This is a genomic window from Streptomyces sp. cmx-4-9, assembly GCF_046548835.1.
In the GTDB taxonomy this organism is placed as follows: Bacteria; Actinomycetota; Actinomycetes; order Streptomycetales; family Streptomycetaceae; genus Streptomyces.
The window spans coordinates 512,143-527,622 of record NZ_JAEBEE010000007.1; the positions used below are offsets into that span (position 1 = coordinate 512,143).

The 15,480-nt window shown below is 73.2% G+C and carries 17 protein-coding genes; 8 read left to right on the plus strand and 9 right to left on the minus strand.

The annotated features are described in order from the left end of the window. Positions 1-122: 122 nt before the first annotated feature. Positions 123-818 carry a SigE family RNA polymerase sigma factor gene (locus ACLJTM_RS23970; protein ID WP_411105745.1) on the plus strand — a complete coding sequence of 232 codons (696 nt, stop codon included), beginning with the start codon at positions 123-125 and terminating at the stop codon, positions 816-818. A gap of 146 nt (positions 819-964) precedes the next feature. Here ACLJTM_RS23970 and ACLJTM_RS23975 read toward each other — a convergent pair whose 3' ends face one another. Beyond that, positions 965-1,675, minus strand: a complete 711-nt coding sequence (locus ACLJTM_RS23975; RefSeq protein WP_411105800.1) for a uridine kinase — start codon at positions 1,673-1,675, stop codon at positions 965-967. Positions 1,676-1,730: 55 nt separating this feature from the next. Between ACLJTM_RS23975 and ACLJTM_RS23980 the strand changes: the two genes are divergently transcribed. Next, positions 1,731-2,093, plus strand: a complete 363-nt coding sequence (locus tag ACLJTM_RS23980; protein WP_411105746.1) for a hypothetical protein — start codon at positions 1,731-1,733, stop codon at positions 2,091-2,093. Between the two features lie 113 nt (positions 2,094-2,206). Here the strand turns inward: ACLJTM_RS23980 and ACLJTM_RS23985 are convergent, their stop codons facing one another. From ACLJTM_RS23985 to deoC, 3 genes are read right to left on the minus strand one after another with little or no spacing between them, the layout of a single operon-like run. Next, positions 2,207-3,124, minus strand: a complete 918-nt coding sequence (locus ACLJTM_RS23985; RefSeq protein ID WP_411105747.1) for an aldehyde dehydrogenase family protein — start codon at positions 3,122-3,124, stop codon at positions 2,207-2,209. Then, a complete protein-coding gene (locus ACLJTM_RS23990; RefSeq protein WP_411105748.1) occupies positions 3,117-4,553 on the minus strand; it encodes an aldehyde dehydrogenase family protein in 1,437 nt (478 codons plus the stop codon). The genes ACLJTM_RS23985 and ACLJTM_RS23990 overlap by 8 nt, the downstream gene beginning before the upstream one ends. Positions 4,554-4,558: 5 nt before the next feature. Then, positions 4,559-5,521, minus strand: a complete 963-nt coding sequence (deoC, locus tag ACLJTM_RS23995) for a deoxyribose-phosphate aldolase (RefSeq protein ID WP_411105802.1) — start codon at positions 5,519-5,521, stop codon at positions 4,559-4,561. A gap of 125 nt (positions 5,522-5,646) precedes the next feature. On the opposite strand from deoC, the gene ACLJTM_RS24000 reads away from it, so the two are divergent. The 3 genes from ACLJTM_RS24000 to ACLJTM_RS24010 all read left to right on the plus strand — a co-directional run bounded on the left by ACLJTM_RS24000 (position 5,647) and on the right by ACLJTM_RS24010 (position 7,199). After that, positions 5,647-6,297: a PH domain-containing protein gene (locus ACLJTM_RS24000; protein WP_411105749.1), complete on the plus strand. Its 651-nt coding sequence runs from the start codon at positions 5,647-5,649 to the stop codon at positions 6,295-6,297. 91 nt (positions 6,298-6,388) lie between these two features. Continuing rightward, positions 6,389-6,961, plus strand: a complete 573-nt coding sequence (locus ACLJTM_RS24005; RefSeq protein WP_411105750.1) for a VanZ family protein — start codon at positions 6,389-6,391, stop codon at positions 6,959-6,961. A gap of 37 nt (positions 6,962-6,998) precedes the next feature. After that, positions 6,999-7,199 carry a PspC domain-containing protein gene (locus ACLJTM_RS24010; protein WP_411105751.1) on the plus strand — a complete coding sequence of 67 codons (201 nt, stop codon included), beginning with the start codon at positions 6,999-7,001 and terminating at the stop codon, positions 7,197-7,199. 29 nt (positions 7,200-7,228) lie between these two features. Here the strand turns inward: ACLJTM_RS24010 and ACLJTM_RS24015 are convergent, their stop codons facing one another. From ACLJTM_RS24015 to ACLJTM_RS24025, 3 genes are all read right to left on the minus strand, one after another. Further along, a complete protein-coding gene (locus ACLJTM_RS24015) occupies positions 7,229-7,999 on the minus strand; it encodes a hypothetical protein (RefSeq protein WP_411105752.1) in 771 nt (256 codons plus the stop codon). A gap of 126 nt (positions 8,000-8,125) precedes the next feature. After that, the gene (locus tag ACLJTM_RS24020; RefSeq protein ID WP_411105753.1) at positions 8,126-8,386 is read right to left on the minus strand and encodes a hypothetical protein; all 261 of its coding nucleotides are present in this window, start codon (positions 8,384-8,386) and stop codon (positions 8,126-8,128) included. Between the two features lie 139 nt (positions 8,387-8,525). After that, positions 8,526-9,674, minus strand: a complete 1,149-nt coding sequence (locus ACLJTM_RS24025; protein ID WP_411105754.1) for an adenosine deaminase — start codon at positions 9,672-9,674, stop codon at positions 8,526-8,528. Positions 9,675-9,788: 114 nt separating this feature from the next. Between ACLJTM_RS24025 and ACLJTM_RS24030 the strand changes: the two genes are divergently transcribed. Continuing rightward, positions 9,789-10,511 carry an alpha/beta hydrolase gene (locus ACLJTM_RS24030; RefSeq protein WP_411105755.1) on the plus strand — a complete coding sequence of 241 codons (723 nt, stop codon included), beginning with the start codon at positions 9,789-9,791 and terminating at the stop codon, positions 10,509-10,511. 116 nt (positions 10,512-10,627) lie between these two features. On the opposite strand, the gene ACLJTM_RS24035 is transcribed toward ACLJTM_RS24030, so the two are convergent. Further along, complete coding sequence (locus tag ACLJTM_RS24035) at positions 10,628-11,866, minus strand: ATP-grasp domain-containing protein (protein WP_411105756.1); 1,239 nt, start codon at positions 11,864-11,866, stop codon at positions 10,628-10,630. Between the two features lie 138 nt (positions 11,867-12,004). Here ACLJTM_RS24035 and ACLJTM_RS24040 point away from each other — a divergent pair, with 138 nt between their 5' ends. Further along, complete coding sequence (locus ACLJTM_RS24040) at positions 12,005-13,072, plus strand: LuxR C-terminal-related transcriptional regulator (protein ID WP_411105757.1); 1,068 nt, start codon at positions 12,005-12,007, stop codon at positions 13,070-13,072. Here the strand turns inward: ACLJTM_RS24040 and ACLJTM_RS24045 are convergent. Next, on the minus strand, positions 13,069-14,007 hold the full coding sequence (locus ACLJTM_RS24045; protein WP_411105758.1) for a LysR family transcriptional regulator: 939 nt from the start codon (positions 14,005-14,007) through the stop codon (positions 13,069-13,071). The two genes, ACLJTM_RS24040 and ACLJTM_RS24045, sit on opposite strands and share 4 nt — an antisense overlap. Positions 14,008-14,105: 98 nt before the next feature. Between ACLJTM_RS24045 and ACLJTM_RS24050 the strand changes: the two genes are divergently transcribed. Next, complete coding sequence (locus tag ACLJTM_RS24050) at positions 14,106-15,392, plus strand: MFS transporter (RefSeq protein ID WP_411105759.1); 1,287 nt, start codon at positions 14,106-14,108, stop codon at positions 15,390-15,392. Positions 15,393-15,480: the final 88 nt, after the last annotated feature.

Sequence of the window (15,480 nt, forward strand, 5' to 3'; positions counted from 1 at the left end):
TTCGGGTGGAGGGTCGCTGTGACAGGCCTGTGACAGTCGGCGGACACCGCGGTTATGTCGCGGGGGCAGGCTTCAGTCAACGCACAACGGACCGAAGCAGACTCCACGACGGGGGGCGCGAGATGAACACGCTGCACAGCACCACGACCAGCGCGGTTGTCACGCGGCTGCACGATGTGAACCGCCGGGCGGGTGTCCGTACGGTGACGGCCGCCCGTCCGCGACCGGCACATGTTGTAGCCATTGACGCGAACCAGTACCAGGCGGTTCCCGTACCGCGCACCCCGTCCTCCGCGTCGGAGGCCGAGTTCACCGCGTACGTGCAGGAGCGCCGGGCCGCGCTGTACGCGACGGCCTTCCACCTGACCGGCGACCGGCACGAGGCCGAGGACCTGCTGCAGAGCGCGCTGTTCTCCACGTACCGCGCCTGGGACCGCATCACCGACAAGGCCGCCGTCGGCGGCTACCTGCGGCGCACGATGACGAATCTGCACATCAGCGCGTGGCGTCGGCGGAAGCTCAACGAGTACCCGACGGAGGAGCTGCCGGAGCAGGCCTCCGACACGGACGCGATGCGCGGCACGGAGCTGCGCGCGGTGCTGTGGCAGGCGCTCTCCCGCATCCCCGAGCCGCAGCGCACGATGCTGGTGCTGCGGTACTACGAGGGCCGCACCGACCCGGAGATCGCCGAGATCCTCGGGATCAGCGTCGGCACGGTCAAGTCGAGCATCTGGCGGTCGCTGCGGCGCCTGCGCGACGACGAGGCGCTGAGCTTCGGCCACGACGAGGCGGAGTCCTTCGAGGAGCTCGTCGCCTGAGGCGGCGGGCCACACGGAACCATCGGGCCGGGGGGCCCGTCCCACGGGGGTGGGACGGGGGCTGCGGGGGGAAAAGGCGGGATCAAGCGGCCGGGGGTCCGCGTGATCCCGCCTTTTCGCATGCCCGGGCGCCGGCCCGGGCCCCGTCAGGCGCGGGCGGCCGGGGTGCGGTGGCGGCCGGCTGCGGCGGCGGCCAGGCGCCCGAGGGCCTCGTCACGGGCGCAGGCGTGCGCGCCGAGCGCCACGTGGCGGGCCACGATGCCGCGTTCGGCACGCATCAGCCGCCAGCCCCGGCGCAGCAGGAACGGAACGGACTTGCGCCCTTCGCGCAGGTCGCGGACCAGCCGGCGGCGGAAGGTGGTGGAGGGGCGCCCGCGCAGGCAGAGGGCGTCGGCCAACAGCCCCAACTCCTGGCAGCGTGCCGCGATGTCGGCGGCGAAGATGCCCTCCGCGATGAACAGCGAGGTGCGCGGGGAGCGGGCGATGTCCAGGGTCTCGGCCCCGGTCCGGGAGGACGTGGCGATGTCGTACACCGGCACGTGGGTCCGCCCCGTCGCGCACAGCCGCTCGATCGCGGCGACCGCCTCGTCCGCGTCCCAGGACAGCGGGGAGTCCCAGTCGATGTCGGTGCTGCCCATGACCTGCGGGAGGGTGGGGTCGGTCCCCTCCTTGTAGAAGTCGTCGAGGCGCAGTACCGGCAGCCCCGAGCGGGCGGCCAGCGAGGACTTGCCGGAGCCCGACGGACCGGTCAGCAGCACGACGCGGGTCGGTGAAGGAGAGGAAGAGCTCACGGGACACCAGTCTGAACCATTCCCCCGGGCAGGGGATCCTCCAGGTGGCCGGTTGGTATCCAGGATCACACCTCCACTACGCTGCGTGCGCACGCGACTACGACCACAGGCGAGGATTCCGATGGCACGTCACGCAGCTCCCTCCGGACCGGGCCGGCTCCGCGCGGCGGGTCTGACCGTCTCGATGGCCGGTGCGGCCCTGGCGATGGCCGCCGGCGGCGCGCAGGCCGGCGAACTCGACGTCCCGGCGGCCCTCGCCGGCGTCGCGAACCCGATCGCGAACCTGAAGGTGAACCCGCTCGCGAACACGGGCGTGGACCCCCTCGACAACGGCGTCGCCACCAAGGTCGCGGACTTCCCCGCGCTCGGCACGGGCATGGTCACCGGCAGCCTGACGCGCGGGTCCTCGGTCGGTGAACTGCCCACCGCCGCGGCGTCCTCACTGCTCGGCCCGCTGCTCCCGGGCGCGGCCGGGCAGCGGTAGGCGGGCGCACGAAGGCCCCGGCAGCACGGGGGTCGCTGCCGGGGCCGGTCTTTCGTGCGGCCGGTTCCCCCATCTCTCGGACGGGGGCCCACCGCCGATACGGGGTCCGTCCGCTAGTACGAGGACCCGCCGGCGCCCAGCGAACCCGTCGGGTGCCAGACCGTCTTGGTCTCCAGGAACGCCGTCATGCGGTGCGTGCCCGGGTCGGCGCTCCAGTCGTCCACAGGCTGTGGACGCAGGACGCGCTTGAGGTTGTCCGCGGCCGCGATCTCCAGCTCCTTGGCGAGGGCCGCGCCGGCGCCCGCCAGGTCGATCGCGTTGACGTCCTGGTGGGAGGCCAGGTGCGGGCCCATCTCGGCGGCCTTGCCGGACAGGATGTTGACCACGCCGCCGGGCAGGTCGGAGGTGGCCAGCACCTCGCCCAGGGACAGCGCGGGCAGCGGGGAGGCCTCCGAGGCGATCACCACGGCGGTGTTGCCGGTCGCGATGACCGGGGCGACCACGGAGACCAGGCCGAGGAACGAGGAGTCCTGCGGGGCCACGACCGCGACCACACCGGTGGGCTCGGGGGTGGAGAGGTTGAAGTACGGCCCCGCGACCGGGTTGGCCCCGCCCACGATCTGGCCGATCTTGTCGGTCCAGCCGGCGTACCAGACCCAGCGGTCGACGGCCGCGTCCACGACCGCGGCGGCCTTGGACTTCGACAGCCCCTCGGCCTCGCCGACCTCGCGGACGAACTGCTCCCGGCGGCCCTCCAGCATCTCGGCGACGCGGTAGAGGATCTGGCCGCGGTTGTACGCGGTCGCCCCGGACCAGCCGCCGAAGGCCTTGCGGGCGGCGACGACCGCGTCACGGGCGTCCTTGCGGGAGGACAGCGGGGCGTTGGCCAGCCACTTGCCCGTCCCGCCCGAGGATGTCTTCGCCGTCACTTCGTACACCCGGCCGCTCTCGGAGCGGGGGAACTTGCCCCCGACGTACAGCTTGTAGGTCTTGAAGACGCTCAGCCGCGTCGCAGCAGAAGACTCAGACATCGAGGTAGCCCTCCAGGCCGTGACGGCCGCCTTCGCGCCCGAAGCCCGATTCCTTGTAGCCGCCGAACGGCGAGGTCGGGTCGAACTTGTTGAACGTGTTGGCCCAGACGACGCCCGCGCGGAGCTTGTTCGCGACCGCGAGGATGCGCGAGCCCTTCTCCGTCCAGATGCCGGCGGACAGGCCGTACTGGCTGTTGTTGGCCTTCGCGACGGCCTCGTCGGGCGTACGGAAGCTCAGCACCGACAGCACCGGGCCGAAGATCTCGTCACGGGCGACGGTGTGCGCCTGGGTGACGTTCGTGAACAGCGTCGGGGCGAACCAGTAGCCGGCGGACGGCAGCTCGCACGCCGGGGACCAGCGCTCGGCGCCCTCGGCCTCGCCGGTCTCCGCGAGCGCGGTGATCCGGGCGAGCTGCTCGGCGGAGTTGATCGCGCCGATGTCGGTGTTCTTGTCGAGCGGGTCGCCCAGGCGCAGCGTGGACAGCCTGCGCTTGAGGGAGTCCAGCAGCTCCTCCTGGATCGACTCCTGGACCAGCAGGCGCGAGCCCGCGCAGCAGACCTGGCCCTGGTTGAAGAAGATGCCGGTGACGATGCCCTCGACGGCCTGGTCGACGGGCGCGTCGTCGAAGACGATGTTGGCGCCCTTGCCGCCCAGCTCCAGGGTGACCTTCTTGTCGGTGCCGGCGATCTGGCGGGCGATGGCCTTGCCGACCGCGGTGGAGCCGGTGAAGGCGACCTTGTTCACGTCCGGGTGCTCGACGAGGGCCGCGCCCGCGTCCCCGTACCCGGGAAGGATGTTGACGACGCCCTTGGGCAGACCGGCCTGGCGGCAGATGTCCGCGAAGAACAGGGCGGACAGCGGGGTGGTCTCGGCGGGCTTCAGGACGACCGTGTTGCCGGTGGCGAGCGCCGGGGCGATCTTCCACGCGAGCATCAGGAGCGGGAAGTTCCACGGGATGACCTGGCCGGCCACGCCGAGGGGGCGCGGGTTCGCGCCGTAGCCCGCGTGGTCGAGCTTGTCGGCCCAGCCGGCGTAGTAGAAGAAGTGCGCGGCGACCAGGGGGAGGTCCGCGTCGCGGGTCTCCTTGATCGGCTTGCCGTTGTCCAGGGTCTCCAGGACGGCCAGTTCGCGGCTGCGCTCCTGGATGATCCGGGCGATCCGGAAGAGGTACTTGGCGCGCTCGGAGCCGGGCAGCGCGGACCACTTCTCGAAGGCCCTGCGGGCGGCCTTGACGGCGCGGTCGACGTCGGCGGCGCCCGCCTGGGCGACCTCGGCGAGGACCTCCTCGGAGGAGGGGGAGACGGTCTTGAAGACCTTGCCGTCGGCGGCTTCGGTGAACTCGCCGTCGATGAACAGGCCGTAGGACGGGGCGATGTCGACGACCGAGCGGGACTCGGGAGCCGGTGCGTACTCGAAGAGGGATGCCATGGTGATCAGTCCACCGTCACGTAGTCGGGACCGGAGTAACGGCCGGTGCTCAGCTTCTGGCGCTGCATCAGCAGGTCGTTGAGCAGGCTGGAGGCGCCGAAGCGGAACCAGTGGCTGCTGAGCCAGTCCTCGCCCGCGGTCTCGTTGACCAGGACCAGGAACTTCAGGGCGTCCTTGGTGGTCCGGATGCCGCCGGCCGGCTTGACGCCGATCTGGATGCCGGTCTGCTGCTTGAAGTCGCGGACGGCTTCGAGCATGAGCAGGGTGTTGGCGGGGGTGGCGTTGACGCCCACCTTGCCGGTCGACGTCTTGATGAAGTCGGCGCCGGCCATCATGCCGATCCAGGAGGCGCGGCGGATGTTGTCGTAGGTCGACAGCTCACCGGTCTCGAAGATCACCTTGAGGCGGGCCGCGGAGCCGTCGGGGCGGACGCACGCCTCCTTGACGGCCTTGATCAGCTCGTAGGTGTCCAGGTAGCGGCCGGCGAGGAAGGCACCACGGTCGATGACCATGTCGATCTCGTCCGCGCCGGCGGCGACGGCGTCCGCCGTGTCCGCGAGCTTGACGGGCAGGGCCGCGCGGCCGGCGGGGAACGCCGTGGCGACGGAGGCCACCTTGACGTCGGCGCCGTTCAGCGCCGCCTTCGCGGTGGCCACCATGTCGGGGTACACGCAGACCGCGGCCGTCATCGGCGTGGTCCGGTCGGTCGGATCGGGGTGGACGGCCTTGGCGGACAGCGCCCGGACCTTGCCCGGGGTGTCCGCGCCTTCCAGCGTCGTCAGGTCGATCATCGAGATGGCCAGGTCGATGGCGTAGGCCTTGGCCGTCGTCTTGATCGAACGGGTGCCGAGAGCGGCCGCGCGGGCCTCCAGGCCGACGGCGTCGACGCCGGGCAGCCCGTGCAGGAAGCGGCGCAGCGCGCTGTCGGACGTCGTCACGTCAGCGAATGCGGTGAGGGTGGTGGGCATGGTCACCAGATGAGCATATCTACGCGCGTAGCGACATGTCACCCCCACCCCGGGATCCGCTATGCAATCGACACCTCCCCCCGCCGATCTCGTCGGCCGGGACGGCGTGGGGCAGAATCGACCGCATGAGCAGCGAGCAGCAGCAGCCGACCGGTGAGCCGGTCTACGAGGACCGTGTGCACCGCTCTTCCATGGGCGTGGTGACCGGGGTGCTGCTCCTGGCCCTGACCGCCTGGCTGTGCGGGGACGCCGTGGTGCGCGGCGCGGGCAGCACCCCGTGGATCGCGCTGGCCGTCGCCCTGATCGTGGTCCCGCTGATCGTGGCGTTCACCGTCCGCCCGGCCGTCTTCGCCAATGCCGACCGGATGCGGGTACGGAACCCCTTCCGGATCATCGAGCTGCCCTGGGCGGCCGTGGACGCCCTGCGCTCCAGCTACTCCGTGGAGGTGCTGTCCGGGGGCGCGAAGTACCAGGTGTGGGCGGTCCCGGTGTCCCTGCGCGAACGGAAGAAGGCGAACCGGCAGCAGGTCCGCGTCCGGCGCGGCGGGCTGATGGGCCGGGGCATCGCCGAGCCGGAGGCCGCGGCGGCCGCCCGGCCGTCGGAGCCGCAGCGGGCCGCGGCGGACCAGATCGTCGACGAGCTGCGCGACCTGGCCGAGCGCGGCGCGGCCCGGCCCGGCGCGCAGGGCGCCGCCCGCGTGCGGTGGTCGTACGAGGTGATCGCGCCCGCCGTGGCCGGCGTGGTGCTGCTGGCCGTACTCGTCGCCACCGGCTGATCCACCGCGGGGCGGCCCGCCCCGCACGTGCTCCCCGCCACACCCCGCAGCCGGCGGAACCGGTCCTACCGCCTGGCGCGTCCTCGCAGGTGTGCAGCGTCTTGAGGCCGGCGGCAACGCCGCCACCGCCATCCCCCTGCGGCTCCGGCTCCTGGCCGGGGCCCTGCTCGCCGCCCACCTCCTCGTCGTCGGGTGGCTGACCCTGCAGCCACTGGACGTGCCCTGGGCGGCGGCGGCCAATCTGACCCCGCTGGCCGGAATCCGGGCGGACCTCGCCTACGGGCCGCTGGAGGCGGCCCGGCGCATCGGGGAGGCCGTGGCCCTGCTGGCCCCGCTCGGCGTCCTGCTGCCGCTGGTGAACGGCCGCCTCGCGCCGTCCCCGCTGACCGCCTGGTCCTCGCTGGTGCGGACGGCCGCCGCGGGCGGGCTGGTCTCGGTGAGCATCGAAATGCTCCAGAGCGCCGTCCCGGGACGGGTCGTCGACGTGGACTCCGTCCTGCTGAACACCGTCGGCGTGGTCCTCGCGCACGCGGTCGTCGTACCGGTCCTGCGGGCCCGGCTGCGGCGCTCACACCCCGTTTATCAGGGGGCCACCCCGAGAATTTCCAGGGTCGGGCTCGGCCCCTGGACCGAGGTCCTGTCGGCGGTCCCGCGGGAGTATTGAGGCACCGCACCCGAGCGGTCCCGACGAAGGAGAAACCATGAGCGCCCTGGCCCGCCCCCGTGACGGACGCTGGATCGGCGGAGTCTGCGCCGCGCTGGCGCGCCGCTTCGGAATGTCCGCGAACACGATGCGCGTCATCTTCGTGGTCTCGTGCCTGCTGCCCGGCCCGCAGTTCCTCGTCTACCTGGCGCTGTGGCTGCTGCTGCCCAACGAGAAGTCCGCCTCCACCGCCTGGTAGACCTCGCGACCCGGCCGGCGGCCGCGTGCTCAGCCGGCCTGCTGGACCTTTTCGATCTGCTTGGCGGCCACTTCCTGCGGCACCTGGGCCTTCTGCTGGGGTGCGGCCACGTTGAGGGCCATCAGCCGCACGACGGTGTCGCCCTCGCGGACGACGACCAGGTGCACCGGGGCGGAGACGCCCGCGGCGGTGGCGGTGGTGGTCCAGCTGACGCTCTCGTCGCCCCGGGTGGTGTACGGGGCGGCCGCGACCTCGCGGTAGCTGCCGGTCTGCTTCTCGACCGTGGCGGAGAAGCCCGTACCGCAGGCGGCGACGGCCGTCCTGAGCCGGGAGATCAGTGCCTTCGCGTCGCTCTCGGAGTACGAGCTGACCGAGGCGGAGACGGCGAGCCCGACCTGCTTCTGGGAGCCGATGCCCCGGTTGACCGTCTCGCGGGCGGCCGGGTCCGGCTTGTCGCCCATGATGTCGGCCAGCGGCTGGCAGGCCTTCTTGTCGGCCTGCGGCTGCCCGTCCGGGGCGTTGGGGTTCTTGCCCTGGGCGGAGATCTGGTAGCCCGGGATGTCGCCCTGTTCCAGCGCGGACCGCTCCAGCCTGCTGCCGCCGCTCTTCGGCGTGGCCGCCGGTCCGCTCGTGGTGGCGGAGGTGCCCGGGGCTCCGGGCGCGCCGGGGGTGGCGGCCACCGAGCCCTTGGGATCCGGGTCCTTGCCCGTCGCGGAGTTGTCCGTGCTGCTGCAGCCCACGGCTGCGAACAGCAGGGCGGGGAGCAGGGCGACCCAGGTCGCTGGTGCCTTCAAGCGCATGACCGAAACCTCATACCCAGTGCGTCGGCGGGCAGTTGGTGGTGATCGTGGCACACGGCGCGGCGGGACACACACCTCCTCGAAGGGGTGTGCGCCCGCCGCGCGCGCGTTCGTTTCGCGGCAGCGTCAGCCGCCGAGCCCGTTCAGGCCGCCGGTGAGCGGGTTCAGCAGGCCGGTGACCTGGGAGGTGGGGTCGCTGGCCTGCTGGCCGTCCTCGGCACCCATGTGCTGCTGGCTGGTGAGTCCCTGGAGCGTGCCGGTGGCGGAGCCCAGCGCATCGGTCAGTCCGACGGCGGGGACGGCGGCGGAGGCGGTACCGGCGGCGGCGACGGCGAAGGCGGCACCGATGACGGCGGCACCGAGGGTCTTGGCAGCTGACTGCTTCATGAAAACGTGTCCTTGCGACGGGGAATTGAGCGGCTCCGCAAACTAGTCACTTCAAACCCCGGCCCGCAAACATCCGTATATATGAGAAAGCGCCCGGGAATTGCTCCTCCCGGGCGCCTTCCGTACGTCAGGCCGTGGCCTATGCCGAGACAGAACCGCTGGTCGAAGCGGTCTGCTGGAACAGCCACGCCGACTTCAGCTCCGCATAACCGGGCTTGATCACCTCGTTGATCATGGCCAGCCGTTCATCGAAAGGAATGAACGCGGACTTCATCGCATTGACGGTGAACCACTGCATGTCGTCGAGCGAGTAGCCGAAGGTGTCGACCAGGTGCTCGAACTCGCGGCTCATGCTGGTCCCGCTCATCAGCCGGTTGTCGGTGTTGACCGTCAGCCTGAAGTGCAGCTTCCGCAGCAGGCCGATCGGGTGCTCGGCGTACGAGGCGGCCGCGCCGGTCTGCAGGTTCGAGGTCGGACACATCTCCAGGGGGATGCGCTTGTCCCGCACGTACGAGGCCAGGCGGCCCAGCTTCACCGTGCCGTCGGCGGCCACCTCGACATCGTCGATGATCTTCACGCCGTGACCCAGGCGGTCCGCGCCGCACCACTGCAGGGCCTGCCAGATGGACGGAAGGCCGAAGGCCTCGCCCGCGTGGATCGTGAAGTGGTTGTTCTCGCGCTTCAGGTACTCGAAGGCGTCGAGGTGGCGGGTGGGAGGGAACCCGGCCTCGGCGCCGGCGATGTCGAAACCGACCACGCCGTTGTCGCGGTAGCGGTTGGCCAGCTCGGCGATCTCCAGCGCGCGGGCCGCGTGGCGCATCGCCGTGAGCAGCGCGCCCACGCGGATCCGGTGGCCCGCCGCCTTCGCCCGGCGCTCGCCCTCGCGGAAGCCCTCGTTCACGGCCTCGACGACCTCTTCGAGGGTCAGGCCCGCCTCAAGGTGCTGCTCGGGGGCGTAGCGGATCTCCGCGTACACCACGCCGTCCTCGGCCAGGTCCTCGGCGCATTCCGCGGCGACCCGGGTCAGGGCGGCCTTCGTCTGCATGACCGCGCAGGTGTGCGCGAAGGTCTCCAGGTAGCGCGGGAGGGAGCCGGAGTCCGCGGCTTCGCGGAACCAGATGCCGAGCTTGTCGGCGTCGGTCTCGGGGAGGTTCTCGTAGCCGGCCTCCGCGGCCAGCTCGATGATGGTCCCGGGGCGCAGCCCACCGTCGAGGTGATCGTGCAGCAGCACCTTCGGGGCGCGGCGGATCTGGTCCGGGGTCGGCAGGTTAGAGGTCTCGCTCGTCATCTGCGCACTCTAACTCCTACGCGCGTAGAGCTGGGTCTTCGCGGGGTCCCCGGTTATGTAACAGTGACCGCGCGGACGGATGTCGTACACCTCGGCGTCTGAGACTGTTCCGCCATGGCACAGCATGCGCCGCCGGCGCGCGGGGCCCGCCTGGGGCGGGCGGCCGGCGCGACCGGGCCGGGCTCGACAGTCAGTGGTGTGGTGCTCCTGCTCCCCGGGGCGTCCAGATTCCCGCCCGGCCCCGTGCGCCCGCTCGCGCGGGCCCTCGCCCGGGCGGGCGGGGCGCAGGGCCTGGTCACCCACGGGGTGGTGCCCGGTCGGGACGCACCGCGGGAGGACGGTGCGGCCTGGGCGGTGACCGAGGCGGTCCGGCGGTACGGCGACGTCCCGGTGTGCCTGGCCGGGTACGGGGAGGGTGCCGCGGCCGTGCTGCGGGCGGCGGGTCACGAGGCCGTCAACTCGGTGGTGGCACTGGCCCCTTGTCTGACGGGGGAGGACGGCGCCGGGCCGCCGGAACCGGTGAGACAGCTCTCGGGGCGGCAGGTGCTCATCGTGCACGGTACGAACGACGCCCGGAGCGACCCCGAGGAATCCTTCCGGCTGGCCGCGCGGGCGAAGAAGGCGAACCGGGCGACCTGCCGTTTCGAGGTGCACTCCGACGGGCACGGGCTGCGGGAGCACCAGGCCGAAGTGGTCGCCCTGGCAGTGGACTTCGTCCTGGGGTCGGTGTTCTCGGGCCGGTTCTCCCGGCCGGTCACCGACGCCCTCGCCGCTCCCCCGCCACTGGGCCTGCGCATGCCGCTGGCCTCCGGCTTCGGCCGAGCCGCGAGGCGGTGAACGCCGGACGTCCCCGACCGGGCGCCCCCGGCCTCTCCACCCGGCTACGGCACCAGTGCTGTGACCGGGACGGTGTGCCGGGCGCCGCGGCCCGGTGAACCGGCCCGGTCACAGCACTAGGCGAGGCCGGTCTCCGGCTGGCGGGTCCGGCGCGGCGACTGGGCCAGCAGGCCGGCCGCCCGGTCGAGGGTGCGGGCCAGCGAACCCGCGGTGGGGGCCGTCGCCAGGACGTACGCGTGGTGCAGCGCCCCGGTGGGCGCGCAGCGGACCGTGCCGCCCATCGGCACGTCCAGCTGCACCCGGACCACGCCCGGCACGGACCGGGCCGCGGCGAGCCCGGGCCGGATGCCGTCGAGGCGGCGTCCGGGCGGGAAGTCCACGTAGCGCAGGGCGGCGTGCGCGGCGCGCGGCACCCGCTGGGGGGCGGGCAGTCCGAGTCCGGCCGCGAGGGCGAGCGCGAGCACGTCGGTGCCGTGGGCGAGCCGCAGCAGCCGGACGACCTCCTCGCCGCCGGGGCGGGCGTGCGCCTCGACCAGGCGGGGGCCGCGTCCGGTGAGGACGACCTCGGTGTGGGAGGGCCCGTCGCGGTGTCCGGCGAGGTCGAGGACCCCGCGGACGAGGGCCCGTACGGCCTCGGCGGTCGGGGGGTCCAGCGCCACGGGGAGTTCGTGGCCGGTCGCCCTGAGGCCGGGGTCCGTCAGCCGGCGGGTCCAGCCGAGGATGCGGTGGCGGCCGTCCTCGGAGAGGGCCTGCACGCCGAGCTCGGGGCCTTCGAGCAGCTCCTCGACCAGGAGGTCGGTGACGTCGGGGTAGGCGCGGGCGGCGCGCATCGCCTCCGCGGCGTCGCGCACCGGGTGCACCCCTTCGCCGTCGGCACCCGCCCGCGGCTTGACCACGCACGGGTAGCCGATGAGGCCCGCGAGGAAGGGGATCAGGGCGGCGCGTCCGCAGCGGGCGTAGGAAACGGGCCGACCGGGGTGCAGGGTGTTGGAGCGGGCCCGCAGGGCGGCCTTGTCCGTCAGGGCGGCGACGGCGGCGGCCGGGGTGCCGGGCAGGCCCAGCTCTTCGTTGGCCCGGGCCGCGGCCAGGGCCGAGGCGGCGGTGAAGCCGAACACCGAGGCGCCGCCGTCCCGGACCTCCGCCAGCGGGCCGAGGGCCTCGACGAGGCGGCGGTGGTCGCGCCAGTCCGCCCGTACCCGCCGCTCCGCCCCCTCACGGTCGGATGGCACGGGTGGATCCGGTGCGACCACCACGGTGTGCGCGCCCGCACGGCGGGCGGCCGCCAGTACGGCGGGGCGCGGGCTCAGCAGGACGGCCACGGGCCCCCGCCCCGGTCCGGCTCTCCGCTGCCCCATACCGCGCTCCCCCCTCACGCCGTGCTGCCCACTGTGCCCGTTCGGCATATGCCGGTAGCGTCCGGGCAGGCGTCGTCTTGCCGCCTTGCGGGAATACGAGGGGTTTATAAACGGACCCAGGCCGGGACGAATACGCATATGCCTGCCGATGCAGCAGAGGAACTGAGTCCGGCGGCCCGACGCCTGTACGCGTACGCCGTCGAACGACACGCCTTCGACACCGCCGAGGCCACGCAGGCCCTGGGCGCGCGCGCCGCCGCCGCGATCACCGAGCTGGCTGCCGCCCACCTGCTCCAGCGGGCCCCGGACGGCGGACCGGACCGGTGGAGCGCCGTGGCTCCCCGGGCGGCGGCGGCCCGGGCGCTGGCCCCGCTGGCCGTGCTCGTGCGGGAGACGCACGACGAGATGGACCGGCTGCGGGGGCGGCTGGAGGCGCTGGTGCCCGCGTACGAGGCGGGGACCGCACACCGGGACCTGAGCGGTTCCGGATGCCTGGAGCTGGTCACGGACCTGGGGGCGGTCCGGGCACTGATCGCGGAGCTGGTCGCGGGGTGCACCAAGGAGCTGCTCACCTCGCAGCCGGGCGGCGGGCGGCCGCTGGAGACGCTGGAGGAGTCGATCGGGCGGGATGAGACGCTGTTGGCCCGGGGCGTCCGGATGCGGACGATCTACCAGCACACCGCCCGGTACTCCCGGCCGACCGCCGCGTACGTGGAGCGGGTGACGGCCCTGGGGGCGCAGGTGCGGACGCTGGGCGACGGGCTGATGCGGATGCTGGTCTTCGACCAGCACACCGGGCTGATGGCGGTGCCGGACCGCGGCGGGGCGGCGCTGGTGGTGCGGGAGCCGAACGTCGTGCACTTCATGACGGCGGCGTTCGAGCGGTCGTGGCTGGGGGCGGAGCCGTTCCCGACCACGGTGAGCCCGGAGGCGGCCCGCTCGATCTCGGACGAGCTGCGGCAGACGATCGTGCGGCTGCTGTCGGAGGGCCTGGAGGACAAGGTGATCGCGCGCCGTCTCGGCATGTCGGAGCGGACCTGTCAGCGCCACATCGCGGAGATCATGCGGGCGGTGGGCGCGAAGTCCCGCTTCCAGGCGGGCTACTTGCTCTCCGCGCACCCCGCGCCGCCGCCCGGCCCCGGCCCCGGCCAGGCCCAGGACCCTGACCCGGGCCCGGGTCAGGGTCCGGGTCCGGGTCCTGCTTAGGCCGACGGTTCCAGTTCGGGGATCAGGCGGCCGCGGCGGGAGAGCAGGAAGCGCTTGAACTCCGCGACGGGCGGGGTGTCGGGGTGTCCGTCGAGCCAGGCGAGGCCGATCTCCCGGACCGCCCGCGGGGCGGTGACCGTCAGCTCGACCACTCCGGGGCGGGGCACGGCCGGCGGCGGCAGCAGGGCCACCCCGAGGCCCGCCGCGACCAGCCCGCGCAGGGTCTCGGCCTCCTCGCCCTCGAAGGCGACGCGGGGGGTGAACCCGGCCTCCGCGCAGAGGTCGTCGGTGATGCGGCGCAGGCCGTAGCCCGGCTCCAGGGTGACGAAGGTTTCCTCGGCGGCCTCGGCGAGGCGGATGCGCTTGCGGCCGGCGAGGCGGTGGTCGTCGGGGACGACCAGCCGCAGCCGCTGCTCGTCGAGGCGGCGGGCCACCAGGTCGGGTGCGACCGGCAGCGGCGAGGTGAGGCAGAGGTCGAGCTCCCCGGCGCGCAGCCGCTCCAGCATGGCCTCGCCGTAGTTCTGGACGAGGGAGAAGCGCACCCGCGGGTGGTCGGCGCGGAAGGCGCGGATCAGGCCCGGTACGGTCTCGGAGCCCAGGGTGTGCAGGAAGCCGAAGGCCACCTTCCCGCCGGCCGGGTCGGCGTCCTGCTGCACGGACTCGGCGGCCCGGGCGATGCCGTCCAGGGCCTGTTCGGTCGAGGCGAGGAAGGTGCGCCCGGCGGTGGTGAGGGCGACGGTGCGGCCCTTGCGGGCGAACAGGGTGACACCGAGGTCGCGTTCGAGCCGGACCATGGCCCGGGACAGGGTGGACTGCGGAACGCCCAGTTCCTGGGCGGCGCGGGTGACGTGCTCGTGGCGGGCGACCGCCGCGAAGTAGGCGAGGCGCGGGGCCAGCACGGATGTCACGGCCATGTCTTCTTCGTTACGGTTCATCGACATACGCAGCCCTGAGCTGTGGTGATGCACGCATGGATCGATTATCGCGAATCCATGCATTGGACGCATCAAAAAGCCGGGCCTACCGTCGACGTATGCCTCCCGCTCATACCGGGGCACCCTCCATCCCGGGTGCCTCCACCCCGCTGTTCCCTCTCTCGCCCGAGGGCCGGGAGCCCGGCCGCCCCGGCTACCGCCGGATGAGCCTCGCTCTCTTCGCCGCCGGCCTCGCGACCTTCGCCCTCCTCTACTCCACCCAGGCGCTGCTGCCCGCGATCTCCGCCGGCTTCGGCGTGACGGCGGGTCAGGCCAGCTGGACGGTGTCCGCGGCCACCGGCGCCCTCGCCCTGTTCGTACTGCCGCTCAGCGCGCTGTCCGAACGCTTCGGCCGGACCCGGATGATGACCTGGTCGATGGCCGTGGCCGTCGCCGTGGGCCTGCTGGTCCCCTTCGCGCCGAGCCTGGAGTGGCTGGTGGTGCTGCGCGCCGTGCAGGGTGCGGCGATCGCCGGCATCCCGGCCTCCGCGATGGCGTACCTGGCGGAAGAGGTGAAGCCGAAGGCGCTGGTCGGCGCGATCGGGCTGTTCGTCGCAGGCAACTCCATCGGGGGCATGAGCGGGCGCCTCGTCACCGGCTGGGCGGCGCAGTGGGGCGGGTGGCGGCTCGGCCTGCTCTCCGTGGGCCTGATGTCGCTGGCCTGCGCGGCGGCCTTCCTGGTGCTGCTGCCCCGGGCGCGGTTCTTCCGGCCCGCCCCGCTGGGCCCGCGGTCGGTGGGCCGCACCGTCGCCGGACACCTGCGGGATCCGCTGCTGCTGCGCCTGTACGGGATCGGCGCGCTGTTCATGACCGTCTTCGGGGCCGTCTACACGGTGATCGGCTACCGCCTGGTGGACGAGCCCTTCTCCCTCGGGCAGGGCGTCATCGGCTCCATCTTCCTGATCTACCTGGTGGGTACGGTCTCCTCGGCCGCCGCCGGCCGGCTCGTGGCCCGCGCGGGACGGCGGGGGGCGCTGTACCTGGCGGTGACCACCACCGCGCTCGGGCTGCTGCTGTCGCTGTCCGACTCCCTGGCGGTGATCCTCCTCGGGCTGGTCCTGATCACGGCGGGCTTCTTCGCGGGCCACGCGGTGGCCTCGGCGGCGGTCAGCCGCACGGCGAAGACGGGCCGGGCACAGGCGTCCGCGCTGTACCAGTCCGCGTACTACCTCGGCTCCAGCGCGGGCGGCACCCTGGGCGCGCTCGCCTACCACTCGGCCGGGTGGGCGGCCACGGTGGGGATCGCCCTGCTGGCAGTCCTCGGCGTCGTGTCGATCACGCTGTACGGGTCCCGCGCGGCCCGGGCGCAGCGCAGCCCGCTGGGCCGTACCGCCGCCGCGCGCTAGGAAATCTACGTCGCGGAACCGGGTGGCAGCCGCCCGCTTTCCGGGCAGGGACCCCCCAGGACGCGTACGCGGGCGGCCGCGGGCGCGG

What these genes read in the sequence shown, in the direction of transcription:
- ACLJTM_RS23970 (WP_411105745.1), top strand. Translation starts at nt 123, where the DNA reads ATGAACACGCTGCACAGCACCACGACCAGCGCGGTTGTCACGCGGCTG.
- ACLJTM_RS24000 (WP_411105749.1), top strand. Translation starts at nt 5,647, where the DNA reads ATGAGCAGCGAGCAGCAGCAGCCGACCGGTGAGCCGGTCTACGAGGAC.
- ACLJTM_RS24025 (WP_411105754.1), bottom strand. Translation starts at nt 9,674, where the DNA reads ATGACGAGCGAGACCTCTAACCTGCCGACCCCGGACCAGATCCGCCGC.
- ACLJTM_RS23985 (WP_411105747.1), bottom strand. Translation starts at nt 3,124, where the DNA reads ATGTCTGAGTCTTCTGCTGCGACGCGGCTGAGCGTCTTCAAGACCTAC.
- ACLJTM_RS24035 (WP_411105756.1), bottom strand. Translation starts at nt 11,866, where the DNA reads ATGGGGCAGCGGAGAGCCGGACCGGGGCGGGGGCCCGTGGCCGTCCTG.
- ACLJTM_RS24010 (WP_411105751.1), top strand. Translation starts at nt 6,999, where the DNA reads ATGAGCGCCCTGGCCCGCCCCCGTGACGGACGCTGGATCGGCGGAGTC.
- ACLJTM_RS23990 (WP_411105748.1), bottom strand. Translation starts at nt 4,553, where the DNA reads ATGGCATCCCTCTTCGAGTACGCACCGGCTCCCGAGTCCCGCTCGGTC.
- ACLJTM_RS24050 (WP_411105759.1), top strand. Translation starts at nt 14,106, where the DNA reads ATGCCTCCCGCTCATACCGGGGCACCCTCCATCCCGGGTGCCTCCACC.
- ACLJTM_RS24030 (WP_411105755.1), top strand. Translation starts at nt 9,789, where the DNA reads ATGGCACAGCATGCGCCGCCGGCGCGCGGGGCCCGCCTGGGGCGGGCG.
- ACLJTM_RS24040 (WP_411105757.1), top strand. Translation starts at nt 12,005, where the DNA reads ATGCCTGCCGATGCAGCAGAGGAACTGAGTCCGGCGGCCCGACGCCTG.
- ACLJTM_RS23980 (WP_411105746.1), top strand. Translation starts at nt 1,731, where the DNA reads ATGGCACGTCACGCAGCTCCCTCCGGACCGGGCCGGCTCCGCGCGGCG.
- ACLJTM_RS24045 (WP_411105758.1), bottom strand. Translation starts at nt 14,007, where the DNA reads ATGAACCGTAACGAAGAAGACATGGCCGTGACATCCGTGCTGGCCCCG.
- ACLJTM_RS24020 (WP_411105753.1), bottom strand. Translation starts at nt 8,386, where the DNA reads ATGAAGCAGTCAGCTGCCAAGACCCTCGGTGCCGCCGTCATCGGTGCC.
- deoC (WP_411105802.1), bottom strand. Translation starts at nt 5,521, where the DNA reads ATGCCCACCACCCTCACCGCATTCGCTGACGTGACGACGTCCGACAGC.
- ACLJTM_RS24015 (WP_411105752.1), bottom strand. Translation starts at nt 7,999, where the DNA reads ATGCGCTTGAAGGCACCAGCGACCTGGGTCGCCCTGCTCCCCGCCCTG.